25 protein-coding genes and 2 tRNA genes are annotated in these 25,691 nt (G+C 58.4%); 13 read left to right on the top strand and 14 right to left on the bottom strand.

Annotation, left to right across the window (positions count from 1 at the left end):
• The first annotated feature begins 47 nt into the window (after positions 1-47).
• The 3 genes from nrdF (at position 48) to WMP97_RS02300 (ending at position 1,950) form a co-directional block, all read left to right on the top strand.
• On the top strand, positions 48-1,073 hold the full coding sequence (gene nrdF / locus WMP97_RS02310; RefSeq protein ID WP_023020918.1) for a class 1b ribonucleoside-diphosphate reductase subunit beta: 1,026 nt from the start codon (positions 48-50) through the stop codon (positions 1,071-1,073).
• 85 nt (positions 1,074-1,158) lie between these two features.
• Positions 1,159-1,329 carry a hypothetical protein gene (locus tag WMP97_RS02305; RefSeq protein ID WP_005329175.1) on the top strand — a complete coding sequence of 57 codons (171 nt, stop codon included), beginning with the start codon at positions 1,159-1,161 and terminating at the stop codon, positions 1,327-1,329.
• Positions 1,330-1,368: 39 nt separating this feature from the next.
• Positions 1,369-1,950 (top strand): NADPH-dependent FMN reductase, encoded by a 582-nt coding sequence (locus tag WMP97_RS02300; protein WP_239204981.1) that lies wholly within the window; start codon positions 1,369-1,371, stop codon positions 1,948-1,950.
• Positions 1,951-2,123: 173 nt separating this feature from the next.
• Here the strand turns inward: WMP97_RS02300 and tig are convergent, their stop codons facing one another.
• The 3 genes from tig to WMP97_RS02285 all read right to left on the bottom strand — a co-directional run bounded on the left by tig (position 2,124) and on the right by WMP97_RS02285 (position 4,596).
• The gene (tig, locus tag WMP97_RS02295) at positions 2,124-3,482 is read right to left on the bottom strand and encodes a trigger factor (RefSeq protein ID WP_239204979.1); all 1,359 of its coding nucleotides are present in this window, start codon (positions 3,480-3,482) and stop codon (positions 2,124-2,126) included.
• Positions 3,483-3,572: 90 nt separating this feature from the next.
• Positions 3,573-3,646: transfer RNA gene (locus WMP97_RS02290), tRNA-Pro, on the bottom strand.
• Positions 3,647-3,780: 134 nt separating this feature from the next.
• Positions 3,781-4,596, bottom strand: coding sequence for a DUF1542 domain-containing protein (locus WMP97_RS02285; protein ID WP_239204977.1), 816 nt, complete (start codon positions 4,594-4,596; stop codon positions 3,781-3,783).
• 122 nt (positions 4,597-4,718) lie between these two features.
• On the opposite strand from WMP97_RS02285, the gene WMP97_RS02280 reads away from it, so the two are divergent.
• The 5 genes from WMP97_RS02280 to WMP97_RS02260 all read left to right on the top strand — a co-directional run bounded on the left by WMP97_RS02280 (position 4,719) and on the right by WMP97_RS02260 (position 7,201).
• Positions 4,719-4,793 (top strand) — tRNA-Gly (locus WMP97_RS02280).
• A gap of 104 nt (positions 4,794-4,897) precedes the next feature.
• Positions 4,898-5,044, top strand: coding sequence for a nitroreductase family protein (locus WMP97_RS02275; RefSeq protein ID WP_340439700.1), 147 nt, complete (start codon positions 4,898-4,900; stop codon positions 5,042-5,044).
• A gap of 3 nt (positions 5,045-5,047) precedes the next feature.
• Positions 5,048-5,590 (top strand): nitroreductase family protein, encoded by a 543-nt coding sequence (locus tag WMP97_RS02270; protein ID WP_340439699.1) that lies wholly within the window; start codon positions 5,048-5,050, stop codon positions 5,588-5,590.
• Between the two features lie 126 nt (positions 5,591-5,716).
• Positions 5,717-6,349, top strand: a complete 633-nt coding sequence (locus tag WMP97_RS02265) for a hypothetical protein (RefSeq protein ID WP_034655494.1) — start codon at positions 5,717-5,719, stop codon at positions 6,347-6,349.
• An 18-nt stretch (positions 6,350-6,367) separates the two neighbouring features.
• Positions 6,368-7,201 (top strand): aldo/keto reductase, encoded by an 834-nt coding sequence (locus WMP97_RS02260; RefSeq protein WP_023020912.1) that lies wholly within the window; start codon positions 6,368-6,370, stop codon positions 7,199-7,201.
• 86 nt (positions 7,202-7,287) lie between these two features.
• On the opposite strand, the gene WMP97_RS02255 is transcribed toward WMP97_RS02260, so the two are convergent.
• On the bottom strand, positions 7,288-7,761 hold the full coding sequence (locus tag WMP97_RS02255; protein WP_340439698.1) for a ribose-5-phosphate isomerase: 474 nt from the start codon (positions 7,759-7,761) through the stop codon (positions 7,288-7,290).
• A gap of 117 nt (positions 7,762-7,878) precedes the next feature.
• Between WMP97_RS02255 and WMP97_RS02250 the strand changes: the two genes are divergently transcribed.
• A complete protein-coding gene (locus tag WMP97_RS02250; protein ID WP_340439697.1) occupies positions 7,879-8,283 on the top strand; it encodes an MFS transporter in 405 nt (134 codons plus the stop codon).
• Here the strand turns inward: WMP97_RS02250 and WMP97_RS02245 are convergent.
• Positions 8,280-8,903 (bottom strand): mycothiol-dependent nitroreductase Rv2466c family protein, encoded by a 624-nt coding sequence (locus tag WMP97_RS02245; protein WP_049361657.1) that lies wholly within the window; start codon positions 8,901-8,903, stop codon positions 8,280-8,282. The genes WMP97_RS02250 and WMP97_RS02245 overlap by 4 nt on opposite strands.
• Positions 8,904-9,001: 98 nt before the next feature.
• On the opposite strand from WMP97_RS02245, the gene pepN reads away from it, so the two are divergent.
• Positions 9,002-11,518 (top strand): aminopeptidase N, encoded by a 2,517-nt coding sequence (gene pepN / locus WMP97_RS02240; protein WP_340439696.1) that lies wholly within the window; start codon positions 9,002-9,004, stop codon positions 11,516-11,518.
• Here pepN and WMP97_RS02235 read toward each other — a convergent pair.
• The 7 genes from WMP97_RS02235 to WMP97_RS02205 form a co-directional block, all read right to left on the bottom strand.
• Positions 11,515-12,294 carry a GntR family transcriptional regulator gene (locus WMP97_RS02235; protein ID WP_023020907.1) on the bottom strand — a complete coding sequence of 260 codons (780 nt, stop codon included), beginning with the start codon at positions 12,292-12,294 and terminating at the stop codon, positions 11,515-11,517. The two genes, pepN and WMP97_RS02235, sit on opposite strands and share 4 nt — an antisense overlap.
• Before the next feature lie 74 nt (positions 12,295-12,368).
• A complete protein-coding gene (locus WMP97_RS02230; RefSeq protein WP_239204959.1) occupies positions 12,369-13,085 on the bottom strand; it encodes an SDR family oxidoreductase in 717 nt (238 codons plus the stop codon).
• Between the two features lie 55 nt (positions 13,086-13,140).
• The gene (locus WMP97_RS02225) at positions 13,141-14,358 is read right to left on the bottom strand and encodes an alkylhydroperoxidase domain protein (protein WP_340439695.1); all 1,218 of its coding nucleotides are present in this window, start codon (positions 14,356-14,358) and stop codon (positions 13,141-13,143) included.
• A 30-nt stretch (positions 14,359-14,388) separates the two neighbouring features.
• Positions 14,389-16,011: a dipeptide ABC transporter ATP-binding protein gene (locus tag WMP97_RS02220; RefSeq protein ID WP_023020904.1), complete on the bottom strand. Its 1,623-nt coding sequence runs from the start codon at positions 16,009-16,011 to the stop codon at positions 14,389-14,391.
• Complete coding sequence (locus WMP97_RS02215) at positions 16,011-16,823, bottom strand: ABC transporter permease (protein ID WP_023020903.1); 813 nt, start codon at positions 16,821-16,823, stop codon at positions 16,011-16,013. The genes WMP97_RS02220 and WMP97_RS02215 overlap by 1 nt, the downstream gene beginning before the upstream one ends.
• Entirely contained in the window at positions 16,820-17,833 is a 1,014-nt protein-coding gene (locus tag WMP97_RS02210; protein ID WP_023020902.1) for an ABC transporter permease, read from the bottom strand. The genes WMP97_RS02215 and WMP97_RS02210 overlap by 4 nt, the downstream gene beginning before the upstream one ends.
• Before the next feature lie 3 nt (positions 17,834-17,836).
• The gene (locus WMP97_RS02205; RefSeq protein WP_340439694.1) at positions 17,837-19,492 is read right to left on the bottom strand and encodes a TIGR04028 family ABC transporter substrate-binding protein; all 1,656 of its coding nucleotides are present in this window, start codon (positions 19,490-19,492) and stop codon (positions 17,837-17,839) included.
• Between the two features lie 202 nt (positions 19,493-19,694).
• Here WMP97_RS02205 and WMP97_RS02200 point away from each other — a divergent pair, with 202 nt between their 5' ends.
• Positions 19,695-21,563: an FAD/NAD(P)-binding protein gene (locus tag WMP97_RS02200; RefSeq protein ID WP_340439693.1), complete on the top strand. Its 1,869-nt coding sequence runs from the start codon at positions 19,695-19,697 to the stop codon at positions 21,561-21,563.
• 51 nt (positions 21,564-21,614) lie between these two features.
• Here WMP97_RS02200 and WMP97_RS02195 read toward each other — a convergent pair whose 3' ends face one another.
• Complete coding sequence (locus tag WMP97_RS02195) at positions 21,615-22,772, bottom strand: cystathionine gamma-synthase (protein WP_200288714.1); 1,158 nt, start codon at positions 22,770-22,772, stop codon at positions 21,615-21,617.
• 144 nt (positions 22,773-22,916) lie between these two features.
• On the opposite strand from WMP97_RS02195, the gene WMP97_RS02190 reads away from it, so the two are divergent.
• Positions 22,917-23,927, top strand: coding sequence for a mechanosensitive ion channel family protein (locus tag WMP97_RS02190; protein WP_200288713.1), 1,011 nt, complete (start codon positions 22,917-22,919; stop codon positions 23,925-23,927).
• Entirely contained in the window at positions 23,928-24,311 is a 384-nt protein-coding gene (locus tag WMP97_RS02185) for a globin (RefSeq protein ID WP_248099439.1), read from the top strand.
• A gap of 102 nt (positions 24,312-24,413) precedes the next feature.
• Here WMP97_RS02185 and ald read toward each other — a convergent pair whose 3' ends face one another.
• Complete coding sequence (gene ald, locus WMP97_RS02180; RefSeq protein WP_200288711.1) at positions 24,414-25,505, bottom strand: alanine dehydrogenase; 1,092 nt, start codon at positions 25,503-25,505, stop codon at positions 24,414-24,416.
• Positions 25,506-25,691 lie beyond the last annotated feature (186 nt).

Here is a 25,691-nt window from a genome sequence, read left to right as displayed (position 1 = left end):
CGGTCCTCCCCCTTGTCCACAACCATTCACTCAGAAAGAAAGAAGCTATGTCGTCAACATCGAATAGTGCTGAACTAACCAGCATTTCAGTTACTCCGCCGAGCTACCGGCATGATCCTTCAGCCCGCATCCGCGCCATCAATTGGAACAGGGTGAGCGATGACAAGGATCTTGAAGTGTGGAACCGTCTAACCGCCAACTTTTGGTTGCCAGAGAAGGTCCCGCTTTCTAATGATCTCCCGGCGTGGCAGAAGATGACACCCGAGGAACGCAACCTCACCATGCGGGTGTTCACGGGACTCACCACCCTGGATACTGTCCAGGCCACCGTGGGTGAAATCTGTCAGATTCAAGATGCCCGCACCGAACACGAGGAGGCCGTGTATACCAACATCGCCTTCATGCAGTCAGTCCATGCCCGTTCATACTCTTCAGTGTTTTCTACCCTGAGCAGTACAAAGGAAATTGATGAAGCATACCGCTGGGCGGTGAATAACGACCTTCTCCAGGCACGCGCCAAGAAAGTTCTCGCGCACTATTTTGGGCCGGATCCACTCAAACGCAAGGTGTCATCGACGTTGCTTTCCTCGCTGCTTCTCTACGCGGGTTTCTATCTTCCCTTGCACTTTTCTGTCCACGCCACCCTGACAAATACGGCAGACATGATCCGCCTCATTCTGCGTGACAAGGCAGTGCACGGCTACTACTCGGGTTACAAATATCAGCGCGGTCTGGAATCCACGACCCCGCTACGGCAGAAGGAGATGCATGATTTCACCATTTCTTTGCTCGAAGAGCTTTATGCACTAGAGCTGGACTATTCCGGCGAGCTATATGAGCCTTTGGGACTCATGGATGATGTAGCCGTGTTCGTTCGCTATAACGCCAATAAGGCACTCATGAATTTGGGCTACCCGGATTATTTCCCGCCCGAAGAAACGGAAGTGAACCCAGAAATCCTCGCGGCCCTAGCCCCCGGAGCAGATGAGAACCATGACTTCTTCTCCGGATCTGGTTCCTCCTATGTCATTGGTACTGCTGAAGAAACGAGTGATGATGACTGGGATTTCTAAACCTTTTCCGCGACCGGACCAAGGAAGCTGGCTTGAGACCATCGCGCTGTTTGAAGCCATCCGCGAAGGAAACCAACCCGCAGCCATGCGGCTGTTGAATACATCCGCCGCACGAGAGGCCGTCCTCGGGGGGCTTCTAGGACTCATCGAACTGTACTTCCGCCATGAAGAAGGAGACAAAGTAGATGGCTTCCTCACCGCCGCCCACGCTGCCGGCCCACCACCGGCCTTTGGCTGCAAGCCTTTTCTCCCTTGACCACGTCTCCCTACACCCAACTAAGAAAGAAGGTTTACCATGACCACCCCACGTATCAGCGTTATCGTCGGCAGCCTGCGCCGAGAGTCATTTGCACGCAAGATTGCACACGAGGTGCTCACGATGATCCCTGAAGGCTACGAGGCAAACATCGTGGAAATCCGTGACTTGCCGCTCTATGACTTCGACTACGATGACCCCGCCGTCACGGACAAGCCCACTCCGGCTGAGTACACCACCTTTCGCGAGACCATCAAGAACTCGAGCGGGATCCTCTTCATTACGCCAGAGAACAACCGCACTATCCCTGCCTGCCTCAAAAACGCAGTGGACATCGGCTCTAAACCCAACTCAGATGTGGCGTGGAAGAACCTTCCCGTAGGTATCATTAGCCACTCTGTAGGCCGCATGGGCGGCTACAGTTCACAGAAGAACCTTCGCCTCGCTCTGTCCTACTTCGACATGCCGCTCCCTGGTCAGCCCGAAGTATTTCTGGGCCAATCCCCCACCCTTTTCGAAGAGTCCGGACATCTCAATCAACGTACCGCAGACTTTGTCAAGGATTACGTTATGCGCTTCCTGCAGTTGACCGACGAGGCCTTTAGAGCCAAGAACGGCTAGCGGTATCCCCAGCCAACACACATCACGCCCTCTTCGAAGTACTCAAAGACTCCTAGAGGGCGTTCACAATGACACAAACCCCGGATTCAGGCTCATCCTTGAGTTACCTGAATCCGGGGTTTCATGCGCGCTCGCCACCACACATGTGGCAGCAGCGCGTTACAAGCGGGAGATTACTTCTCCTCGGAAGCTTCTGCAGCGTCCTCTTCTTCGATTTCACCGAAGTACTGGTCAACGTCAACCTTATTGCCCTCTTCATCCTTGACGGTGGTGCGGCAGATAGCGGCAGCCAGTGCCTTGCCACGACGCACGTCAGAGAAGAGGTTAGCAATCTGACCATTGGACTGCAGCTGCTGGATGAACTGGTTCGGGTCCATACCGTAAGACTGAGCGGTGAACAGGATGTGGTCGGTAAGCTCCTGCTGGGAAACTTCCGGCTCTTCCTTTTCTGCTACGGCATCAAGGAACAGCTGAGTGCGGACAGACTCTTCCGCCTGCTCACGAGTCTGCTTATCAAACTCCTCGCGGGAAGTGCCCTGTGCCTCAAGCAACTGAGCCAGTGCCTTCTCATCGTGAGCCAGCTGGCCCAGAATCTGGTGCAGTTGGGAGTGAGCCTGCTCGTCCACTACGGACTGCGGCAGTTCGAATTCGACCTCGGAGAGCGCGGCCTTCAGGACCTCATCGCGAATCTGGGCAGCCTGCTCAGCCTTCTTGGTCTCCTCCACCTGGGTCTTGGTGGATTCGCGCAGTTCATCCATGGTGTCGAACTCGGAAGCCATCTGAGCGAACTCATCGTCCATAGCCGGCAGCTTGCGCTCCTTGGACTGCTGGACGTGAACCTTGATGGTGGCCTCTTCGTCCTTGTGCTCGCCAGACTGGATGGTGGAAGTGAACTCGTTATCCTCACCGGTCTTCATACCACGCAGGGCGGTGTCCAAGCCCTTGATGAGGTCATCGTCACCGATGCGGTAGGACAGGCCCTCGGTGGAAGCGTCCTCGATCTTCTCGCCGTCAATCTCAGCGGTGATGTCGATGATTGCGTAGTCGCCGGTCTTCATCTTGCGCTTGGTGTCCTTGAGCTCACCGAAGCGCTCTGCCAGCTCCTCCAGCGCCTTGTCGACGTCCTCTTCGTCAGCCTTCAGGGCCGGGACGGTAACGGAGATCTTGGAGAAGTCTGGAACCTCAAACTCAGGGCGGATATCAACCTCGGCGGTGAATTCCACGAAGTCTTTATCCTCAATCTTGGAAATATCAACGTCCGGCTGGCCGATAACCTTCAGATCGTTTTCCTTGACTGCCTGCTCGTAACGGGAAGGCAGCATGTCATTGACAACCTGCTCCAGGATGGGGCCGCGGCCGAAGCGAGCATCAATAAGCTGGCGCGGTGCCTTGCCCTTACGGAAACCTGGAATAGAAACCTGCTGCGCGATTGCCGCGTAAGCTTGATCGATTTCCTGGTCCAGCTCCGCAAACGGAACGTTGACGGTGAGCTTAACGCGGGTATCGCTCAGCTTGTCTACGGTGGTCTTCACGAGTGAATCTCCCTGGCTTCATTGTTTTACGTACATAAACTTAAAGGGGGTCCGGAAATCCTTATTAGGGCATTTCCAGACCCCCATACGTCGGGGCGACAGGATTTGAACCTGCGACCCCCTGCTCCCAAAGCAGGTGCGCTACCAAACTGCGCCACGCCCCGTATGTAGGCCACCAAGTAACCTTGGCTGCGTTGCATACCTGAGACAGTGTACCGTGTCCGTTTTAAATCTCCTAAACGGACCCCCACTTAAAGATATAAACGCAGCCCAGCGGCCAATTTTGACAGTGCTTCAGCTAGAAATCGAAATCAAACATTCCATCAAAGAAGCCTTCACCGTCGCCGTCAGTTAGACCATCGAAGAAACCGCCGCCATCATCGCCGCCACCAACGTCGCCAGCATCACCGGCGTCACCACCCACGTCGCCAGCATCACCCATGCCATCGGGACCGCCCCAATCGCCGCTTTCTGCAGCAGCCGCAGAGTAGCCAATGCCCGACATGCCGGAGAAGAGGGCATTAAACATCATGGAGTAGCCCACCATCCACACGCCGGTGTGCAGCGCATCGGCCCACCATGGACGGGAGTACCAACCTGCCGGAACCGGACGCCCTGCCACGATTCCACCCGGGTAGTAGTTGGGAGTATTCGCAGAAGCATATGGTGAGGCCGTAATCTCTTGGCCATTCGCTTCGACCGTACGCTCTTCCGTCACCTTGCCAGCCGCACGCTGCCCCTCCAGCGGCGGGAGTTCTGGGCCTGGGTTCATGCCCATAATTTCGCGCGCGGCATTCACATAATGCATGCCTTCCAGGGCCGACTCACGCGCCAAATTCGCCTGCTTGGCGGTAGTAGCACGCGAAATCGCCGCGTTAGCTGCAGTGAACCGTTCAGAAGCATCAGCCATCGCTTGCTGGGAGGCAGAATCCGTGCCAGAAATCTGCATTACTTGGCCACCCAGGCGTTCAATCCACCGACGTGCATCAGCCTGTGCATCGGCCAATTGCTGTGCCTCGCGTTCTTCCCGACGTTTGTGAGAGCTACGGGAGGAAAGAAACCAGGCGCCTCCACCAATTGCCAGCGCAACGAGCAAAATTCCCACTATGATCATCGCTTTCTATAGATAGATCCGTTCCTCTTATAACAACGGCTCAGGCGCCAGCCTAGTTCCCTATTTTCTTTTTTGGCCGCGGTTGCGCTAAAGTATGGCCCAGCGTTGATATAGCGCGTTGTGGGAATGTCGTATAGTGGCTAATACCTCAGCCTTCCAAGCTGAAGACGCGGGTTCGATTCCCGTCATTCCCTCCAGTTTTCGCCCACCTCTAGGTGGGCGATTTTTCGTTTTCCACCCATCATCATCGGATGTTCACGGTATACGGCGAAAACATGCGACGAAGTGTAAGGTGGCGCGCATGACTTCAACCAATAAGTATTCCGAGTTTATTCGCAGCCGCCATTCGCCCCGCGCGTTCCTGCCAGAACCCATGCCGGTAGAAGACATCAAGCAGGTTTTGCTGGATGCTCAATCCGCACCGTCCAACTCCAATACCCAACCGTAGGACGTGCATTTGGTGGGCGGAGAAAAGCTCAAGGAACTAAGCGCCGCGCTTATTAAGGAATTCGACACCAACGGGCTCAGCCCAGACTTCACCACCGATTATGGTGAGGGTATCCATCCCAAGCGCTCCCAAGAGCTAGCCGCCAAAATGTACGGCCTCCTGGGCATTGAGCGCGAGGACAAAGCAGGTCGCGTGGAATTCATCCGCGAAAACTTGCGCTTCTTTGGCGCATCCCATGCGGTACTTCTCTTTATCCCGCCGATGGGTGACCGCATTCGCGCCGCCTTTGACCAAGGAACCTATACCGAAAACTTCCTGCTTTCTTTGGAAGCACACGGCTACCACGGCATCCCACAGGGGATGATTTCCTTGATTGCGCCAACCGCGCGTGAATTCCTCGGCGTAGACGAGGACTACAAGCTGGTCACCGCTATTACCTTTGGTAAAGCTGATGAATCGAGCCCGGTCTTTAAAACGAATCCAGGCCGCGCGCCACTTTCGGAAACCGTGACAGTTCACGGCATCGATGGCCTCGACCTCGATTAGCCCCCGCCCCATCAGGAAGCTACTTTCAACGATTTCGTCCATCTAAACCACCGCAACCGTCGACGAGACAGGCGATCTGTGGGGACGAAATCGTTGAATCGCCTCGGCAAGCCTAGAATTATGGCTATGGATATCACTCTTGCGACCTTTGACCATGCGCCTGAGACTGCACTGCGGGGCGTACGCTTCAATAACACGTGGGTGCCGTCGGAGACGTACGCTGATTCCCGCCGCGGCACGCTGACTGGGCAGTATCCGCAACGCCAAGCCACCACGCGCATTAGCGAGATTTTTGCGGGCGTCGGTTATGAGGTGCGCGAGGATACGCAGCCGGCCGGTAGCGATGTCTTTCGCTTGCTAGAGCAGCCCAGCCTAGAAGAACTCAACGACGTCAATGGCGTCATCGCCGTCTGCTCGCTACTAGGTGGAAATTCACCTATGTCGGTGTTGTGGCCGGGTGTAGCCGAAAGCGGGGAGAATAATGAGTTGGTCTCCCCTATTGACTTAGCGCCTACGCTCGCTGCCATTGCCGGCCTCGACGTGCGCCCTAATGCGCAACTGTCCTTTGATGGATTGAACTTGGTGCCGGTGCTGCGGCACGGCGCCTCGGGGCACGCAGCGTTGTTCTTTGACAATGGAGTGCGCATGATTGATGCCTCGCTTATCGACGACACCGCTACCCCGCCCCATGAGCGTGCCCGCCTGCAGGATGAGTGGGAGACGTGGAATAAATTCATCACTCTCGGCCCGCTGCAATAGATAGGTAGTCTGGGGCGCATGAGCGTACCTAAAATCACCCTTAATGACGGCAATACCATCCCGCAGCTGGGCTTTGGCGTGTTCCAGATGGATCCGGAGCAGACCGAAGATCTGGTAGCTGAAGCCCTGCGCGTGGGTTATCGCCATATTGATACCGCCGCTATCTACGGCAATGAGGAAGGCGTAGGACGGGCTATTGCCAAGTCTGGCATTCCCCGCGAGGAGCTTTTTATCACCACCAAGCTGTGGAATGACCGCCAGACCGATGCTGCTGCAGCGCTCGATGAGTCCTTGGAAAAGCTCGGCTTGGAGTATGTGGATCTTTACCTCATCCACTGGCCTACACCGGCAAAGGGCACCTATGTTGAGGCTTGGCAGCAACTCATTGATCTGCAGAAGCAGGGCAAAACAAAGTCCATCGGCGTCTCCAATTTCGAGCTGGAGCACCTGGAACAGCTGGAGCTCAAGACCGATATAAAGCCTGCGGTCAACCAAGTCGAGCTTCATCCTTATCTGCAGCGCTGGAGGGAGCTGGACGCCTTCCGCGCCCACACCGTGGCTATCGAGGCATGGGGCCCGCTGGGGCAGGGAAAGAGCGATATCTTGGATGCCCCCGAGGTCACCGACGCCGCTGCAGCGCACGATGTCAGCCCAGCGCAAGTCATCATTCGTTGGCACCTACAAAATGGCGTCATCCTCTTCCCCAAGTCTGCGACGCCCTCACGCATTGCGGAAAACTTTGATGTCTTCGGCTTTGAACTAACCGAGGAGGAGATGGCTGCCATCACCGCCTTGGACGAAGGCGAAGAGGGACGCGGCGGCCCGCACCCGAATGACATGAATGATGCCTAAGTCTTAGCGCCCTAGCTATGCCTGGCCGAAACACAAAGAAACGCCGCGGAACCAACTTTGTTCCGCGGCGTTTATTTTCTCAAGGCTTAGGCCTCGGGCAGCTCTGGGGCGATACCGGTGCGCTCGTACTGCGCCAAGATGTCGATGCGGCGCTGGTGGCGTTCCGCGCGGGACCATTCTTGGTCCAGGAAAGCATCTACGATTTCCAAGGCTTGCTCCTCGGTATGCATGCGGCCACCGATGCCGATGAGCTGGGCGTTGTTGTGCTCGCGGGCAAGGCGGGCGGTCTCTGCGGACCAAGCAAGTGCACAGCGGGCTCCCTTGACTTTATTGGCGGCAATCTGCTCGCCATTGCCGGAACCGCCAAGCACAATGCCCAAGGAACCCGGATCATTGACGGTGCGTTGTGCCGCTTCGATGCAAAATGCCGGGTAATCGTCCTCGGCATCGTAGGTGTGGGCGCCGCAATCAATGACTTCGTGGCCCTGTTTAGTGAGGTATTCAGCAATCAGGTTCTTGGTATCGAAACCTGCGTGGTCTGCTCCTAGATATACGCGCATGGCCCTTATCCTACCGGCCCGGCGCGCCTCGAGGAGGCTTAGCGCCCGCCCTGTTTCGCATTACAAATTCCTGATAGGCTCGCGGTCGGTTGCTACCACTATAAAAGGAGGAAAGCCATGCCCATAACCAAACCGGTCCTCACGCTATACGGCGGGGCCCTTCTAGCCTGCCTCATTATGCTAGGCGTTATGGTATCCGGCAGCGGAGGCTTCCTCTTGCCGCTTATCGCCAGCATCCTAGCAACGTTGGCGCACGTGGGCTTGGGCATATGGTGGATTGCGCAGAAGGTGCGCGGGAATCCGCGGGCAAATGGGGGCGCTATTGCGGCCGGCATTATCGCGCTTCTCGCCGGCGCCTCATGGGCTTCCTGGGTACTTGTTGCGTGGGAGGACTTTCGAGCCGGCATGGCGCTGCCCGCTATCAATATCGCGGGTCTGCCGGCATTTATTTTGACCCCGCTGACCATCGCGCTATGCGTCGGCGCCGCAGTTGAGCTGCGCCGCCGACAGAAAAGCGCTTAGTTCTCCTCTACCTGCGGCATCTCGGTGCGGGAGCGCTTGAGTTCGAAGAAGTAAGGGAACTGGGCAAGGCGCAAGGAGGCGTCGAAAAGCTCGCCTGCTTCTTCCCCGGTAGGGACGCGGGTAATGACCGGGCCGAAGAACGCGGTCTCCCCCAGCTTGATAACCGGGGTGCCCACCTCATCACCCACGGAAGAGATGCCATTGTGGTGGTATTCGCGCAGCTTCTCGTCATAGTCTTCGGTATTGGCTACCTCGGCGAACTCGGCCGGAAGCTCCACTTCTGCAAGCGCCTGAGCGATGATGTCATCATAAGCACCAAAGCCAGTTCGTCCGCCGTTGCCCTTGGCGTGGACCAGAGTGCCCATAGCGGTATAAAGCTCATCTACCTTTTCTGGACGCTCGGCCTTAACCTTGGCAAAGACGCGGGCTGGGCCCCAGTTAGCCTTCATCATGTCCATGTAAGTGGGGTCTAGATCACGGCCATCGTTCAGCACGGACAGGGACATCGGCTCGAACTCGACCTCAATATCGCGTACCTTTTCTACTTCCTTGATCCACCGCGAGGTGGCCCAAGCGAAGGGACAAGATACGTCGAACCAGAACTTTACTGCGTCAGCCATGATTGCTCCTTTGATTGATAAAAGTTTGCCCCACCAGCCTAGGCGCGCGACTACTGTGGATGCAGAACTATTTTCGGCACAGAAGGAGAATATAGGCTATGAACTCCGTAAACCTGACTCGCACGGAAGCGGTTGAGCGCTCCCGAATGATTGAGGTGGGCCACTATGATGTCACTTTAGACCTCAAGTATTCAGATACCCATTTCCTTTCCACTACGAAGGTGAGCTTCACCTCGCGCGAGATTGGCTCCACCTTCATCGATCTGCGCGCCGAGGAAATCCAAGAGGTGCGCCTCAACGGCAATCCGCTGCCCACGAATTCTTATAACCCCACCTACGGCATTCCGCTTTCCGGCCTCCAAGTGGCCGACTACACGCTAGAAGTCACCGCGAAGATCCCGTATTCGCGCACCGGCGAGGGCCTGCACCGTTTTGTCGATCCCGCCGATGACAAGGTCTACCTCTATACCCAATTTGAAACCGCCGATGCCAAGCGGGTCTTTGCTTGCTTTGACCAGCCGGATATGAAGGCCACCTACGCGCTGCATTTCAAGGCGCCGGAGGATTGGACCGTCATTAGCAATGGGCCAGTGAGCTGGGAAGGAGACGTGGCCAGCACGGCTATCGACTACCCACTATCGACCTACCTGGTAGCCCTGTGCGCCGGTCCCTACCACGAGGTCACCGATACCTGGCGCGGCGAGCTGACCGCACACCCAGAGGGCAAGCCGGCCCAAAAGCTCGAGGTACCGCTGGGCATCTACTGCCGTGCTTCGCTCGCCCACGCTTTAGATGCTGAGCGCTTATTTACGGAGACCAAGCAGGGCTTTGATTTCTATCACCGCAATTTCGGTTTCCCCTACCCCTTTGGCAAGTATGACCAGATTTTCGTGCCGGAGTTCAACGCCGGCGCGATGGAAAATGCCGGCTGCGTTACCATCCGCGATGAATACGTCTTTACCTCCCAAGCCACGCACTATAAATATGAGCGCCGTGCCGATACCATTCTGCACGAATTGGCCCATATGTGGTTTGGTGATCTGGTCACCATGCAGTGGTGGGACGATCTGTGGCTCAATGAGTCCTTCGCCACTTGGTCGGCGGCCATTTCCCAAGCGGAAGAGACCGAATACGATACCGCGTGGGTAACCTTTGCCAACGTAGAAAAGTCTTGGGCCTACCAGCAGGATCAGCTGCCTACCACGCACCCGATTTCTACCGATGCAAGCGATATCGAAACCGTCGAGCAAAACTTCGATGGCATCACCTACGCCAAGGGCGCTTCGGTGCTGAAGCAGCTCCAAGCTTATGTTGGCCGCGAAAACTTCCTGGCCGGGGTCCGCCGTCACTTCGCCGCCCATGCCTGGGGCAATGCCACCTTTGATGATCTGCTTGGCCACCTGGAACAGGCCTCCGGCCGCGATCTTTCCTTCTGGGCGCAGCAGTGGCTTAAGACTTCCGGCATCAACACTCTGAGCATAGCGCTCAATGCAGATGAGTCCGGCACGATTACCCATGCCTACCTCTCCCAGCGCGGCGATACGCTGCGCACCCACCGCGTGGCGGTGGGCCTGTATAACCTGCAGGACGGTCAGGTGGTGCGCACCGATCGCATCGAGATGGATGTTGATGGCTCCTCCACCGAGATTCCAGAGCTCATCGGCCGCCAGCTAGCAGACATTGACTTCCTGCTGCCCAATGACGATGACCTGACCTACTGCCTCATCGAATTGGACGCGGGTTCCCTGCAATTCCTGCTGGATAATATCGATAAGTTTGCTGATCCTATAGCCCGCACCCTGTGCTGGTCCACCGCCTGGGAGATGACCCGCGCCGGCACTATGCGGGCCCGCGATTTCATCCAGCTAGTTGCCCGCGGTATGCAGGCCGAGACCGAGCTTGCCGTCCTCGAGCGCATTGTTTTGCAGGCCTCGAACGCGCTGAAGAACTATGCCGATCCACGGTGGGCCGCGCAGAGCACCCTGCTTGCCGACGCCCTCCTCGACGGCGCCCGCAGTTCCGATGCCCAGCGCTCCATCATCTGCACCCAGGCGCTGGCGAAAATTCGCCTGCACGATAGCGCGCGTGACTACCTGCGCGGCGTGCTCGAATCATCCGCGGATGCAGGGCAGCGTTGGTCCGCGCTCGCGGCACTTGCCGCCGATGGCGCGATAGAGGACGTCCCCGCTGCCGCGGATGCGCAACTGAAGCGGGATAATTCCGCCACCGGCTACTACTCTTCGCTGCGCGCTCGCGCCGCGGTGGCAACTGCGGAAAACAAGCGCGCGGTATGGGAAGAAATCGTGGCGGGTAACCTCACCAACCGCGAGCTGACCTCCAAACTTGAAGGATTGCTCTATCCGCATGGCGATACGTTCCTTCCCACCGCGGAGTTCTTCGATATCGCGGAAAAGGTGTGGGCTTCCCAATCCTCAGAGGTGGCTCTGACCACAGTTACCGGCCTCTTCCCTTCCTGGGATATCACCCGCAAGGGCTTGGACCGCGCCGATGCCTTCTTGCAGAAGGACCTGCCCGGTGGTCTGCGTCGTACAGTCACCGAGCAGCGCGACCGCGTGGCCCGCGCGCTACGCAACCGCCAGGTGGACGCTGGCTAGGCCGGCTTTCCTGCGCCGCCGTCCCGGGGTTGTACGGGTTGTGGCGCAGGATCCTCGCCCAAGACCACTTCTACATTGGCGATATCAGAGCGCAGCGACTCTTCGACATAGGCAAAGACCACGCCGGTCTCATTCTTCAGCAGCCGTACGAACCGCAAAAGCGGGTGCGATCGGCTCACGCCCAAGAGTTTCTGTTCTTCTGTGCGAGCGGTAGCGGCGCTCATACTCTCGCGTTTGAAGACCGGCTGGAGGTCATAGCCTGCCAGTATGTTTAGGATGGGCTCGCGCAGGTCGTGCTGATTGAGCTCGGGAGCCATGTCCACTGGGATGGTGTAGCGCGAGACGATGACGGGCTTACCATCGACGATAAAAAGGCGTTTAATATCCCACGCATAGGTGGCATCGTTCACGCCCAGGGCCGCTGCCACATGTTTGGGCACATGGGTTTTATTCACGGAGACCACCCGCACGGTGATTTCGTGCCCACGCTCGCGCAGTTGAGTGGCGATGCTGTCCTTTTTGGTCAGGCTCAGTGTAGGGGGAACCGTGCGCACGTAGGTGCCGCCGCTGCGCCCACGGCGGCGATCAATAAGGCCTTCATCTTCCAAAATGTCTAATGCATGGCGCACGGTCATGCGCGCAACATGAAATTCTCGGACCAATTCGCGTTCGGTAGGAAAACGCTGACCAGGCTCTAATTCATTGCGCTCGATCTTGTCACGTAGGGCATCTGAGATAAGGAGATAGGCGGGCCGTTTTCGGCTTTGGGAAGTCACAGCCCTCGAGTGTAACGGGCGGGCCGAAACCAACCCCCATCACTGCATGGTGAACCTTAATAACACTTGATTTATTACTTGCGCAGAGATAGTTCGATTCGCGGCCTGACCTGGATTTCCGTCAACTGAGTGGTCGGCCCCGCCTCTACTACGGTACGAATGGCACGCGCCACCTCGACCGGTGCAATGACCTGGGAGGGATCATAGTCCTGCAGGCCCTGCAGCATCGGAGTATCGGTAGGCCCGGGCGCTACGGTGGAAACGCGGATTCCCGGCTCGGAGATACGCAACCCGTCGGCCAGCGCATACAACGCGTGCTTCGTGGCCGCGTAGACGACGTTATCGCCATAGCTGTGGCGGCCAGCACCAGAGTTAATAAAGACCACTGTGCCTTCGGCTTTACGCAGCTGCGGCAGCAAAACACGGGTCACCTCTGCGGGGGCGTGCACGTTGAGGTCCATGTGCGCGCGCCAATTTTCTGGAGTGGCTTCCTCCACGGAGTACTTGGTAGCCCGTGCGGCGGCGTGCACGAGCACATCTACGCGATCCAGCTCCGGCAGCGCCATGCCTTCATCGAGGCCGGCTACTAGGTCGATGGCGATCGGCGTGATGGATTCCGATTTAGGCAGGTCCGCCGCGCTCCGTCCCAGTGCGTACACGTGGTAGTCACCAGCCAAGTCGGCGATGATTTCGCGGCCCATGCCACCGGTGGCGCCGGTGACGACGGCCACCTTGCGCGGGGCTGCGGCCTCTGAGTGTGCTGGTGCGGTGAGATTCTTAGTATCAGTCATGCCGCCCCATCATAGGGATCCTCCGCTGAGGTTGCCGCACCAACCCAATCACCACCTATTGTCGAAAGCGCTTGGGCACATCCGGCTGCCCCAAGGTAAGCATCAAGCGATTGGCCCAGTTAAAGAAGGACGATGCGTAGATGAGGTCCAGAATGGACTGATCATCGAAACCGGCGTTGCGAAGGTCGGTGCATAGCTGCGCATCGAAGGCGAAGGGAGTTTCGGTCAACGCCACAGCTGCGCGACGGATAAGGTCCCACTCTTTAGAACCCAGGTCGGCGTCGATGCCTGTGTCCAAAAGGCGGTCTACGATGTCACGGTCGCCGCCTTCCTGGACGCACCGTGCCTGGTGCACGGAAGCGCAGTACTCGCAACCGTTGTACCGCGAGGCCACAGTGGCAGCGAGCTCGCGGTCTGCACGGGAGAGGCCGCCTTCGGTGTTATAGAAGATGTCCAAGTCAGTTAGCGTACGCGCCTTCAAAGCCGCGGGATCGCGGGCGAGCAACCGGAAGTACTCGGAATCAATGCGCTCTGGTTTGATGAGGGCGTCGGTATGCGCTGCGGTGAAATCCTCTTTCGCCAGTGCCTCTACCCAAGGCTTCCAGCCCAGGGAGTGGTTGACAAAGTGGTCCGGCAGCACGGTATCGGGTTGCAGGGTATTCGCGGTAGCCTGCCAGCCTGGGTCAGCTACCCCGGTTGCACGCTCGGCCGCGGGACGTGGGGCGCCACCCTCGCCAGAGAGCACACGCAAACCATGAACCACGCGCAGCTGGAAAGCCAAAAATGCCACAAGCTGAGACAGGCTGACAATATCGGTAGCCGACCACCCGGCGGCATCGAGGTGTCCGATGGCCTGCGGGGAGGCATCCTTGGGGTGGAAGGCCAAAACGTGCGCCCAGTCGAAGGCGGCGGCCAGGCGCTCGCCGAGGGCGGCTTCCGCGGCGGTATCGCCGAAGATAAGGAATTCACCCTGGTAGTAGGGGCCGGTAGACACACCACGCTGGCTTGCGGCGCGCACGGCGGCAACAAGGTCCGCATCGGCCTCATCACCCAGCAGGTCGAAGTAGAAATCTGCTGCCTCGCCCGCCTGGTAGACCGCAGCGCTAAAAGCCGCGACGGCATAGCGCTCTGCATAGGTGAATTCACCTGGCTCTGCAGGCTCAAGCAAAGCGCTAAAGCTCAGCTGCGCATTGTCCTGCGCCTCTTGGCGCGCGCGGCGCAGTTGCTGCACCTCGGCAGAAGCGTGGGAGAGCTCGTTAATTATGTCGGTCATATTCTCAGTCCAACCTTTCTAGGGCTCGATTTATAGCCCCAAGTTTAGGTCTCCGGCACGGTAGCGGGAGCCTGGGATGGCGTCAATTAGCTGACGGGTGTATTCGGTTTCTGGGTGTGCAAAAACCTGCGCCGTGGGCCCGGATTCCACTTGTGTGCCGTGGGAGAGCACGGAGACGGTATCGGAAATCTGGTTGACTACCGCGAGGTCGTGAGAGATGAAGATATAGGTAAGCTCCAACTCGCGCTGCAGCTCATCGAGCAGGCGCAGGATCTGTGCCTGTACGGTGACGTCGAGCGCAGAAACGGCCTCATCGAGCACCACAAGATCGGGTTCAATGATCATGGCACGGGCGATAGCCACGCGCTGGCGCTGGCCGCCGGAGAGCTCACGGGGACGGCGGGCTGCCATGGAAGAGTCCAAGGCCACCAAATCAAGAAACTTTTGTGCTTTCGCGCGGGCATCGCGTTTCGAGGCCCCGGTAAAGTTGCGCACCGGCTCAGCGATGGTATCGCCGATACTCAATCGTGGATCGAGCGAGCCAAAGGGATTTTGGTAGACCATCTGGATAGAGCGGCGCAGCTCCCGGCGGCGCTTACCGCGGGCGGTGCTGATATCTTCCCCCGCCAAGCGAATACTTCCCGAGGTAGGCGTGCTCAACAGAGATATGGCACGGCCGGTAGTTGTCTTTCCGGAACCGGACTCCCCCACCAAGGCATGGGTAGTGCCACGGGCTACGGAAAAGTTGATGTCATCTACCGCGGTGAAATCCCCGAAGCGCTGGGTGAGCCCCTCGACTTCGAGCAACGTCTCCTGCTGGGCGGGCGTACTATTCCGCACCGGAGATGCGGTCTGGGAGGAAGTAGGGGCGGTGAGCGAGGGGGCGTCGGCAAGCAGGCGCTTGGAGTAGGCATGCTGGGGATCGGTGAGGACACGGGCGGCTACGCCCGACTCGCGGACGGCGCCCTTTTCCATCACCACAATATTATTGGCGCGATCACCCGCCACGGCCAGATCATGGGTAATAAAAAGGATGCCCATGGTGAGCTCTTCGCGCATTTCATCAAGGAGATCCAGGATGATTTTCTGCACGGTGACATCCAGCGCGGAAGTAGGCTCATCGGCGATGATGAGCTCTGGCTCCAGTGCCACAGCGGCAGCGATGAGCACGCGTTGCTTCATGCCGCCGGAAAGCTCATGCGGGTACTGATGATAACGGCGCTGTGGATCATCAATGCCCACGCGCTCCAGCAACTCCAGAGCACGCTTCTTCCGGGACTCCTTATCGTCCTGCCGGTGGATGGCCATGCCCTCTTCCACCGAGGCTCCGATGGTCTTGAGCGGATTGAGCGAGTTATTGGGATCCTGCGGAATCAACCCGATGCGTCGGCCACGCAGGGTGCGCCACTGCTTTTGGGAGAAATGGGTGACATCGTGGCCGTCGAAAGTAATGGTGCCGGAGACAATCGAGGCATTGTCTGGCAGCAGGCCAATGGCGGCCATGGCGGAGGTGGACTTGCCGGAGCCGGACTCGCCCACGATGGCGGTCATTTCCCCGGGGTTCACTTCGAGCTCAATGCCGCTGACCGCTTCCATCTCGCCGTGGGCGGTGCGGTACGTAATGGATAAATCACTAATACTAAGCAGAGACATTAGGCCGCCTTTCGCAGTGTCTGGCTGAGGTGGTTGGCCGCAAGAACCACGGCGACGATAACGATGCCGGGGGCGATGGTCAGCCAGCCGGCGGTGGCAATATAGTCGCGTGATTCAGAAATGAGCAGGCCCCATTCCGGTGTTGGGGGCGGAGCGCCGTAACCAAGGAAGCCAAGGGTGGCTAGCTGCAAAATGGCCAGGCCGAATTGCAAGGCGGCTACGGCGAAGACTGCGGTGAGTGAATTGGGAAGAATATGGCGCACGAGCACCTGGAAGGCAGAGCCGCCGGAGCCGTAGGCGGCCTCGACGAAATCGGAGCCTGCCACGCTGAGAACCTGGGAGCGCGCGAGGCGCGCAAAGGTTGCCACGGAGGTAATGCCCACGGCGATGGCAGCATTAAAGATGCCGTGTCCGAGCACGATAATGACGGACAGGGAAAGCAAGAGGCCAGGAATAGACAACAGCACATCCACGATGCGCATGATGATGGCATCTACCCAGCCGCGGCGCACTCCGGCGATAATGCCCAAGACGGTGCCAACGATCAGGCCGAAAAGTACCGCCAATAGCGCGCCGAGTAGGGATTGGCGCGCGCCATAGACCACGCGGGTATAGAGATCACGGCCCACGGCATCGGTGCCGAACCAGTGTTGGAAACTGGGCTGCAGCAGCGCTGTGGTGTCACCGCCCTGGTTAGGATCCTGGGAGGTAAATAGTTGGGGGAACAGTGCGCAGAGCACCGCCAGGCCCAGCACAATAAGCGAGATGATGGTGCCCGGGGTGAGCTTCAGGCGTGTGGATTTAAGCTTCATGCTTGGACCTTCTTCTCGTTCTTTGCGGGAGTATCAGCGGTGGCGGTGGTGGTGGCATTGCTGTGCGCGCTATCGTGGTTGCCCTCGCGCAGGCGCACGTCAAGCACTGGGTAGAGCAGGTCCACGATGAGATTGATAAGAACAAAGACGGCCGCGGCCAGCACCACGATGGCGAGCAATACGGAGGTATCGCGGTTGGCCACCGCATCCACGGTCAGCGCGCCAATGCCGTGGCGGGCAAAGACCGCTTCCGTCACCACGGAGCCGCCAACGAGCTCACCAAAGGTAAGGCCGGCCATGGTCAGCGCCGGCAGCAACGCATTGCGCAAAACATTGCGCCACAGCAACCAGGCACCGCTAGCACCCTTGGCACGCACTACCTGCACGAAGGACATATCCATTACCTCATCGATGGAGCGCAGGAGCACCTGTGCCAGCGGTGCGGCCACGAAGATGGCCAAGGTAATCACCGGCAGGATAAGGCTTTGGGCATCGCTCGCGCCGATAACCGGCACCCATCCCAAACCAAAGGAAAATATCTGGATCAAAATGATGCCGATCCAGAAGGTGGGCAGGGAAACCATCACGGAAGGCAGGCTACGGAAGAAGCTACGCAGCCAAGAAAATGGACCAAAGGTGGAGGCGATGGCCACCGCGAAGGCCAAGACTACGCCTACGAGAAAGGCGAGGACGGCCAGCGCCAGCGTGGAAGGAAGGGCGTCCGCCAACATCTCCGATACGGCGGTGCCAGTAGCGACGGAAAAGCCGAAATCACCGGTGAGGAATCCACCAAGCGCACTGACGTAGCGGCTTAAGAGCGGTTCATCGGCACCATAAACCTCGCGAATAGCGGCCAACTGCTCAGCGTTGAGCCCTAGGGTCGGGTTGTCATAGCGGGTCGCGACGGCGTCACCGGGCAGCGCCGCCAAGAGGATGAATGAGAGGGTGAAGGTTGCCCAGATAACCAGCACGGCTTGGCCGATGCGTAGGGCGATAGATTTCAGGCTCATGGATTAGTCCTCCCCTTCTGCGGTGTTGATGTCTACCGCATAAAACGATGGACGGCCGATAGCCTCGGTGCTAAAGCCCTCGATATAAGGCTGGAAACCATATACCTGCGGCTCTTCGAACATGGGCAGGATATAGGCCTGTTCAGAGAGGTAGTCCTGCATGCGGCCAGTCATGGCCAGGCGGTCCTTTTCGCTGCTGAGGTCGAAGTACTCGTCCACCAATTTCTGCAGCTTCTTATCGCCGAAGCTATCGGTCTTTTCGTCATAGTTGAGGAAAGAATTGCGGCCCGTGCCATCTAGCCACGTGGCCAAGGTATCCACATTGGCGCGGCCGGTCATGGTGTGGCGTACCTGCACGGTGTCTTGGTCCTTCATGGCCTTCTGCTGCGCGGAGCGGTCGCCTGGGTTGAGGTTGGCCTCGATGCCGACGTTCTTGAGCATCTCTTGGGCCTTGGTGAACATCTCTTTAGAGCGCGGCTGCGGGACTGCCTCATTAAAGGTCACGGACAGGCGCTTGCCGTCTTTCTCGCGGATGCCATCTTCTCCTTCGCACCAACCGGCTGCATCGAGCAAGCGCTTAGATTCCTCTGGATCGAAGGCATAATTCGCTGCTTGATCCTTATAGCCAATAGCCGTCTTGGCCAGGATCGATGTGCCTTTGGGATAGGAGTCAGAAAAGAGGGTGTTCAGAATATTATCGCGGTCGATGGCGTGAATGATGGCCTGACGCACGCGTTTATCCGCCAAGAGTGGGTGGCGGAAGTGGAAGTGGAAGCTATTGTTTACGCCACGGGTGGGCGCGGCGAAAATCTCCAGGTTTTGATCCTTGAGGTGCTTCTCATCGGGGGCTTCGATCTGGCGAGCAATATCGGACTGTCCGGCCACGAGCGATCCCACGCGCACGGAATCCTCGGCCGCGAGAACAATATTGATGCCCTCAATATCGGCCGGCCCCTGGTGGTCCTTGCGGGCCGGCGGTGCCCAGTCATAGTCTTCCCGCTTTTTGAGCACCAGCTTGGTTCCCAGCTCTTCTTCCTCGATGACGAAGGGGCCCGAACCAGAAATCGCAGTAGCGTTGCCCGGCGCGAAGCCGGTGTCATCCAGATCCAGAGTGGCATTAGAAAGCAGCCCTTGGTTCATCACGGAGGTGGACTGCGGGAAGCCTGGGGAGGGCTCACTGAAGTAGAACTTCACCGTGTAGTCATCGATGACCTCGGATTTTTCATAGTTGGGCAACTGCTCCGAAGGGGTGAGCATGCGGTCCTCATCGCCTAGGGCGTAGAGGTCATAGTTCTTCTTTACGTTCGCGGCATCTAGGCGAGAGCCATCAGAGTAGGTCACGCCCTTGCGAATCTTGAAGGTGAACTCGGTATTGTCCTTGTTCGACTTAGGCATCTCCTCCGCAATCCACGGGTGCAGCTCGAGGGTATCCGGGTCCTGCCACAGCAGGCGGTCCGTGATGTTATTGAGCACGCCACCGTTGGGGTAATAGCCGCCGGAGGGGGGATAGAGGTTATTGAACATATTGGGCTCGACGTAGGTGACCATGCCATCTTCCGCGGCGTGGGAAGTAGAGGCGCAGGAGGTTAGCGAGAGAGCTAGCGCACCGCTGGCCAAGACCGCGGCCACTGGTCTCAGGAGCCGAGAAAGTTGCTTCATAAAAGCTCGAGTTCCTTTAATTCTTAAGTAGTACTCGCCCATTAGAGCATATCCATACCCACAAATACAAGACTGGACGGTCTACCCTATTACCTGCCATAACAAGGGAAAAGAAAGTTTTGTATAGACTGATTAGTCTATTTAAATACCACCGCCGGGTTCGATGCTCCTGGAAGGGTCTGGATGTGGCACGATAGGTAGTATGTCTACTCCAGCAATCGCAATCGTCGGCATGGGCCCACGCGGCATTTCCATCTTGGAACGCCTCTCCGCCCGCATGGACGATTCCAGCGACCCCATAACCGTCCACCTCATCGATGATGCCCAACATGGTGCCGGCCGCATCTGGGAAACGGACCAAACCAAGACCCTGTGCATGAATACTCGCGCCGGCGCTGTCACCCTTTTCACCGAGCCCGGCTCCACTGTGGACGCCCCCGTGCTCGAGGGCCCCATCCAATACGAGTGGATTCAGCTGCTGCGCGGCGATGGCGACAATGTCTCCGCCGCCAAGCGCGAGCTTTTTGAGAAGTATCCTCCGGCCGCACATATTGCGCAGGACTACCGCGAAGAACTTGCCGCTACCCGCCCCGAATCCAACCCCTCGCGCGCGCTGTATGGCGAGTACCTGCGGTGGGTCTATGACGTGGTCATTGCTCGCCTGCCTAAGAGCATTTCCACCGTGAACCACTTCAGCCGATTGGAAACCATCAGCGAAGATGGCCACGTAGACGTGCTCCGCTTGGCCGATGGCTCCGAGGTGCGCGCCGATGCCACCGTGCTGGCCTATGGCTGGATGGTTCCGGAGTACAACGAGCAGGAAAAGCAGCTGGCGGCTTCGGGCCTGAACTGGATCGCTCCCGATAACCCAGTGGAGCAGGACTATGCCGCCATCCCCGGCGGTGAAGACGTGCTGGTACGCGGGCTGGGCATGGGCTTTTATGACATCATGGCGCTGACCACCATCGAGCGCGGCGGCACCTTCGTGGTGGATTCTTCCACACGTTCCGGCCTGCGCTATGAGCCCTGCGGCGACGAGCCCAACTTCATCATTTCCTCCGGCCGCGGCTATCCCTACCACCCCAAGTCCGAATACGGTGAGCTGCCGCCTACCATGCCACGCCGCCGTCTGAAGAATGTCATTGCGGAGCTCAGCGGCACCCAAAACATCGACTTTGACGCCCAGGTTTGGCCCGCTATCGCCCGCGATAGCTACGAGGCCTATATCACCACTTTGGAGCGCGTGCGCCCGGATTCCTTGCTGCGCCCGCGCGCAGACATTCTCGAGGTCATCGATGCCACCGCCCCGGATGAGCTAGGCGCGGCTATTGCGCCCATGGTTACCGAGCCGTGGGACATGAACGATCTCATGTACCAAATTGCCGGGTTTACCGGGGACATAGATGAGCTCACCGAGCATATTGCCCAGTCCATGGAAAGCAATATCCGGGAGGCCTCCGCCGGCCACGACTCCCCCATCAAGGCCGCGCTATGGTCGCTATCGCAATCGCGCAAGCCCGCCTCCATCCTTGGCGCGGAGGGCCGCTATACCCGCGAGTCCCGCACCGGCCGCTATGCCCAAGTAATGTCCTTTGGCCAGATGATAGGTTCCGGCCCGCCGCTCTTCCGCGTGCGCCAGCTGCTCGCGCTTGTTGACGCCGGCTTGGCCCACTTCCTAGGCGATCACCCCACCCTGGCCATCGAGGCAGATCACTTCACCCTAACCTCCGGCCCACGCTCGGCTTCTGCACCCACGCTTGTCGACGCCTTTATGCACCGCCCCGATATCCGCACCGCCGGCGATTCCATGACCCGCTGCCTGGTAGATTCCGGCCGCGTTCGCCCCTTCCCCGATCACGGACAACCCACCGGTTCGCCGGAAACCGATGGGACGACCCGCCGCACCGTTCACCCGAACGGCGAGCTGGATGCGCGCCTGCACATTGTGGGCATCCCCACCTATTCCCAGTGGCCAGATACCACTATTTCTCCGATGCCGGGAACCAACCCACTCATGTTGCAGGAAACCGATAAAACCGCCGGTTCCCTCCTCGCCGTGGTGCGCTCCTAAGCCACCACCGCGCTAAGGGCTCGGTCCCGGTCCTGGCCCCGGTCCCGCGGCCTATAGCGCGTCGAGGGCCTGCTTCAAGTCCGCGAGCAGGTCATCGATATCTTCGATTCCGATTGAGATGCGCACCATATCATCTGGCGGCACCAGCTCGGATCCTTCCGCGGATACGTGCGTCATATTCTTCGGGTGCTCGATGAGCGATTCCACCCCACCCAGCGATTCCGCTAGACAGATAAGCCGCGTATTGAGGCAGATCTGCTTGGCATGCTCCGCGCTATGAAAGCGCACGGACATCATGCCGCCAAATCCGCGCATCTGCTGTGCTGCCAACTTATGCCCTGGGTGATCTTTCAGCCCTGGGTACAGCACCTGCTTTACCTCGGGGCGGCCCTGCAGGAACTCTGCCACCTTTTGCGCATTGGCGCAGTGGCGATCCATCCGCACCGAAAGAGTCTTGATTCCGCGAGCCGTAAGGTAGGCGTCGAAAGGCGAGCTCACCGCACCCACATTGCCTTGGAAGTAGAGCAGGCGCTCGTCCACGTGGGCATCATTAGTAACCACCGCACCGCCCAGTACATCGGAATGCCCACCCAGGTACTTGGTGGTCGAGTGCAACACATGGTCCGCGCCGAGCTCCAATGGGTTCTGCAGGTAAGGCGTAGCAAAAGTATTGTCCACTAGGACCTGCGCGTTGCCCTTAATCTTGGCCACCGCGGCGATATCGGTGATATTCAACGCCGGATTGGTGGGCGTTTCCAACCAGATGAGCCTGGTATTGTCCTGGACCGCCGCGGCTACTGCGGCGGTATCGCTGGTATTAACGATGGACATCTCCACGCCCCACTCAGTGAAATCATTCAGTAGCCGGTAGGAACCACCATAGGCATCATTACCCAAAATGACGTGATCCCCTGGGCGCACCAAGATCCGAATCAGCGTATCGGCGGCGGCCATGCCGGAAGAGAACACGCGGGCATACTCAGCGCCCTCTAGCGCCGCTAGAGTGCGTTCGAGCGAGCGCACGGTGGGGTTTGCCACGCGTCCGTATTCGAACCCGCCGCGCAGCTGCGCTAAGCCATCTTGCGCAAACGTGGTTGACGCATAGATCGGCACATTGATAGAGCCCATGTGCGGGTCTGGGTGGTAGCCGCCATGGATGGAACGGGACGTAAAGCCTTGAGCGAGGTTCTGCGTGCTGCGTTCTGTCATAGCAACACAGTCTAGACCAAGCTGTTCACTTGCTAAGGAAAGATAGGTATTTATTTTCACCCACCTAGCCACCCACCACTCATCGCGTTTTCAGGCTCGGCCTTTACAATGGGCGCGGTTCCCATTGTCCACGACTAAGAAAGAATGATGAATACGCAATTCTTAGCCTCAGCCGCTTCCACCAAGGACTCGGCCGTCGAGTCCGTCTCTAGTTTTTGGAATGACGAGAAGGTGCAAAGCTGGCTTATCGAGCGCCCGATTCGCATCGCCGTTATCCTTATCCTGGCCGTCATTGCCCACTGGCTCCTCCACCGCATTATCAACAAGGTGGCCGAAAACAGCATCAAATCTTCCGGGCTGGATAAGCAGCGTTTCCGCGGAAAATTCAAGGGTCGAGCCAACCGCCCCGAACCGACCCAGCAAGAAGAGGCCATGCGCCATACCCGCGAAACCCGGCGCGCCTCCCGCATTAAGACGCTAGCCGGAGTGGCCCGTTCCGCCGCCGCTATCTTCGTGTGGGTATGGGCCGTTATTGCCATCTTGGATGAGCTAGACGTTAACGTGGCACCGCTTATCGCCTCCGCCGGTGTTATTGGCGTCGCCCTTGGTTTTGGCGCCCAGGCACTGGTGAAGGATTTCCTTTCCGGCATCTTCATGCTCATTGAGGATCAATACGGCATTGGCGACGTGGTTGACCTTGGCAACGGCGTCTTTGGCGATGTCGAGTCCATCTCCTTACGCATCACCACGGTCCGCGATATCGACGGTGCTCTGTGGTACGTGCGCAATGGCGAAATCCTCCAGGTAGCTAACCACTCCGATGAGTACTCCGTTGCCCGCATCCAGATTCCTGTGGGCCTTTCTAATGACCCAGAGCTCGCCGGCGAGGTCATCGAGGACGCAGTGAAGGAAGCCGCGCAGGACGATAAGGTACGCAAGCTCATCCTCAGCACGCCTCGTGTGGATGGCATGTCCGGTTTCGAACCGGATTATGTTTCCTTCCGCGTGTCTACAAAGACCCTGCCGGGCAAGCAGTGGGACGTCCAGCGTTTCTTGCAATCCCGCGTGCTCAATGTCATGCACACTAAAGGCATTACTACCCCCTACCCGCACGGCATCGGCATTCCCGATCCCCGCAAGGAAGAAGAAGAGTAAATGGATTCTGTTTATGAGGCTATTGGCGGCATGGAGACCTTTCAGCGCCTCGTCCACGGCTTTTATTCCCAGGTCAAAGAGGACAATGTCATCGGTCCGATGTACCCCGATAATGACTGGGAAGGTGCCGAGCAGCGCCTCACTTGGTTCTTGGCGCAGTATTGGGGTGGCCCGCAGCTCTTCTCTGAAAACCGCGGCCATCCGCGCCTTCGCATGCGCCACGCCCCCTACCCCATCGATATAACCGCGCATGACCGGTGGCTAGAGCTAATGGGTAACTCCCTCGCGGAAATCGACGAGGAAACCATCCCACCGGCCTACCGCGAAATGATCTGGGATCATATGCAGCGCGTGGCCGCCATGATGATCAACAAGGCACCATAATCGCACCGTCTTGCCCCACCCAAGAGACAAAGCCCGGCTCCCGCTATTTAGCGAGGAACCGGGCTTGTGGTTTATCTAGCCCACACTATGGGGACCTGATGCTTAGTCTTCCCAGTCAAAGGCCTTACGTACAGGCTCGGAGACCAAACGGCCACCACGAGTCATTACGCCACCCTCTAGGCCCGGGAAGCGCTTGATGGCGGCATCCAGGCTGTCATTGGCCACCGCGCGAATGTAGGGCAGAGTTGCGGAGGACAAGGCACGGGTGGAGGTATTGGCCACCGCACCCGGCATATTCGCCACGCAGTAGAACAAGGTGTCATGGACCTGGAAGGTTGGGTCATCGTGGGAGGTCTTCTTGGAGTTCTCGAAGCAACCACCCTGGTCGATGGCGACGTCCACGAGGACGGCACCCTTCTTCATCTTCTTTACGGTCTCCTCACGCACCAGCTTTGGTGCAGCGGCGCCTGGGATGAGTACCGCGCCAATGACGAGGTCAGCTTCCTGCAGTTCCTTATCGATGGTGGCCGGATCCGAAATCAAGGTGCGCACGCTGCCGGCGTACTGGTCATCGAAGCGCTGCAAAACGTGCGGATCAAGGTCCAGTACGGTGACCTCGGCACGCAGACCGTGGGCCATGGCAACGGCGGACGCACCAACCTGGCCACCGCCGATCACGACGACGCGTGCTGGCTGGGTACCTGGAACACCAGAAACCAGCAGACCGCGGCCGCCCTGCGTGGACAGCAGGTGGTGGGTGCCCTCGATTGCGGCAAGGCGGCCTGCCACCTGGGACATCGGGGTAAGAAGTGGCAAGGTACCGTGGCGGTCAGTAACCGTCTCATATGCAATGGCCGTGGTATTGGCGTCAACAAGCGCCTCAGTCAAAGGGCGGTCCGCGGCAAGGTGCAGGTAGGTAAAGACGGTAAGGTCCGGACGCAGGTACTGGTACTCAGACTCGAGCGGCTCCTTGACCTTCAGCAGCAGTTCCGCCTGTGCCCAAGTATCCTCCGCGGTGCCAACGATGCTGGCACCGGCGGCCTCGTACTCGGAATCCGGGAAGGATGCGCCTTCACCAGCACCGGTCTCAATGAGGACCTCATGGCCGTCGTGAACGAGGGTCTGCGCGCCGCCCGGGGTAAGAGCCACGCGATTCTCGTTATTCATGATTTCTTTAGGCACGACAATACGCATTACACAATCTCCTTGCGGGTGGAGTAAATTACATCGACCACGTAAGGGTAACGCAGGACACGTTTGCGTGCGGCACTATGTTCATGAATTCACAAAGCGGGGGGTAGCAACGCAGCAAGCCATCTTGTAAATGTGCAGTTCAAAAGAGTAATGACCCCACTTGGCCAGAGTCCCCCTCCCCCTAAG

Origin of the sequence: Corynebacterium sp. KPL4072 (assembly GCF_037908395.1) — a bacterium.
GTDB classification, from domain to species: Bacteria; Actinomycetota; Actinomycetes; order Mycobacteriales; family Mycobacteriaceae; genus Corynebacterium; species Corynebacterium kefirresidentii.
Note: the sequence above shows the minus strand (reverse complement) of the source record. Positions and strands in the feature narration are given on the sequence as shown.

Excerpts from the sequence above, each read along its gene's own strand:
- WMP97_RS02185 (WP_248099439.1), top strand. The coding sequence starts at position 23,928 with ATGGATTCTGTTTATGAGGCTATTGGCGGCATGGAGACCTTTCAGCGC.
- WMP97_RS02285 (WP_239204977.1), bottom strand. The coding sequence starts at position 4,596 with ATGATCATAGTGGGAATTTTGCTCGTTGCGCTGGCAATTGGTGGAGGC.
- WMP97_RS02195 (WP_200288714.1), bottom strand. The coding sequence starts at position 22,772 with ATGACAGAACGCAGCACGCAGAACCTCGCTCAAGGCTTTACGTCCCGT.
- WMP97_RS02210 (WP_023020902.1), bottom strand. The coding sequence starts at position 17,833 with ATGAGCCTGAAATCTATCGCCCTACGCATCGGCCAAGCCGTGCTGGTT.
- WMP97_RS02230 (WP_239204959.1), bottom strand. The coding sequence starts at position 13,085 with ATGACTGATACTAAGAATCTCACCGCACCAGCACACTCAGAGGCCGCA.
- WMP97_RS02205 (WP_340439694.1), bottom strand. The coding sequence starts at position 19,492 with ATGAAGCAACTTTCTCGGCTCCTGAGACCAGTGGCCGCGGTCTTGGCC.
- WMP97_RS02250 (WP_340439697.1), top strand. The coding sequence starts at position 7,879 with ATGCCCATAACCAAACCGGTCCTCACGCTATACGGCGGGGCCCTTCTA.
- WMP97_RS02245 (WP_049361657.1), bottom strand. The coding sequence starts at position 8,903 with ATGGCTGACGCAGTAAAGTTCTGGTTCGACGTATCTTGTCCCTTCGCT.
- WMP97_RS02305 (WP_005329175.1), top strand. The coding sequence starts at position 1,159 with ATGCGGCTGTTGAATACATCCGCCGCACGAGAGGCCGTCCTCGGGGGG.
- WMP97_RS02275 (WP_340439700.1), top strand. The coding sequence starts at position 4,898 with ATGACTTCAACCAATAAGTATTCCGAGTTTATTCGCAGCCGCCATTCG.
- WMP97_RS02255 (WP_340439698.1), bottom strand. The coding sequence starts at position 7,761 with ATGCGCGTATATCTAGGAGCAGACCACGCAGGTTTCGATACCAAGAAC.
- WMP97_RS02220 (WP_023020904.1), bottom strand. The coding sequence starts at position 16,011 with ATGTCTCTGCTTAGTATTAGTGATTTATCCATTACGTACCGCACCGCC.
- ald (WP_200288711.1), bottom strand. The coding sequence starts at position 25,505 with ATGCGTATTGTCGTGCCTAAAGAAATCATGAATAACGAGAATCGCGTG.
- WMP97_RS02260 (WP_023020912.1), top strand. The coding sequence starts at position 6,368 with ATGAGCGTACCTAAAATCACCCTTAATGACGGCAATACCATCCCGCAG.
- WMP97_RS02265 (WP_034655494.1), top strand. The coding sequence starts at position 5,717 with ATGGATATCACTCTTGCGACCTTTGACCATGCGCCTGAGACTGCACTG.
- WMP97_RS02190 (WP_200288713.1), top strand. The coding sequence starts at position 22,917 with ATGATGAATACGCAATTCTTAGCCTCAGCCGCTTCCACCAAGGACTCG.
- pepN (WP_340439696.1), top strand. The coding sequence starts at position 9,002 with ATGAACTCCGTAAACCTGACTCGCACGGAAGCGGTTGAGCGCTCCCGA.
- WMP97_RS02215 (WP_023020903.1), bottom strand. The coding sequence starts at position 16,823 with ATGAAGCTTAAATCCACACGCCTGAAGCTCACCCCGGGCACCATCATC.
- WMP97_RS02225 (WP_340439695.1), bottom strand. The coding sequence starts at position 14,358 with ATGACCGACATAATTAACGAGCTCTCCCACGCTTCTGCCGAGGTGCAG.
- WMP97_RS02300 (WP_239204981.1), top strand. The coding sequence starts at position 1,369 with ATGACCACCCCACGTATCAGCGTTATCGTCGGCAGCCTGCGCCGAGAG.
- nrdF (WP_023020918.1), top strand. The coding sequence starts at position 48 with ATGTCGTCAACATCGAATAGTGCTGAACTAACCAGCATTTCAGTTACT.
- WMP97_RS02200 (WP_340439693.1), top strand. The coding sequence starts at position 19,695 with ATGTCTACTCCAGCAATCGCAATCGTCGGCATGGGCCCACGCGGCATT.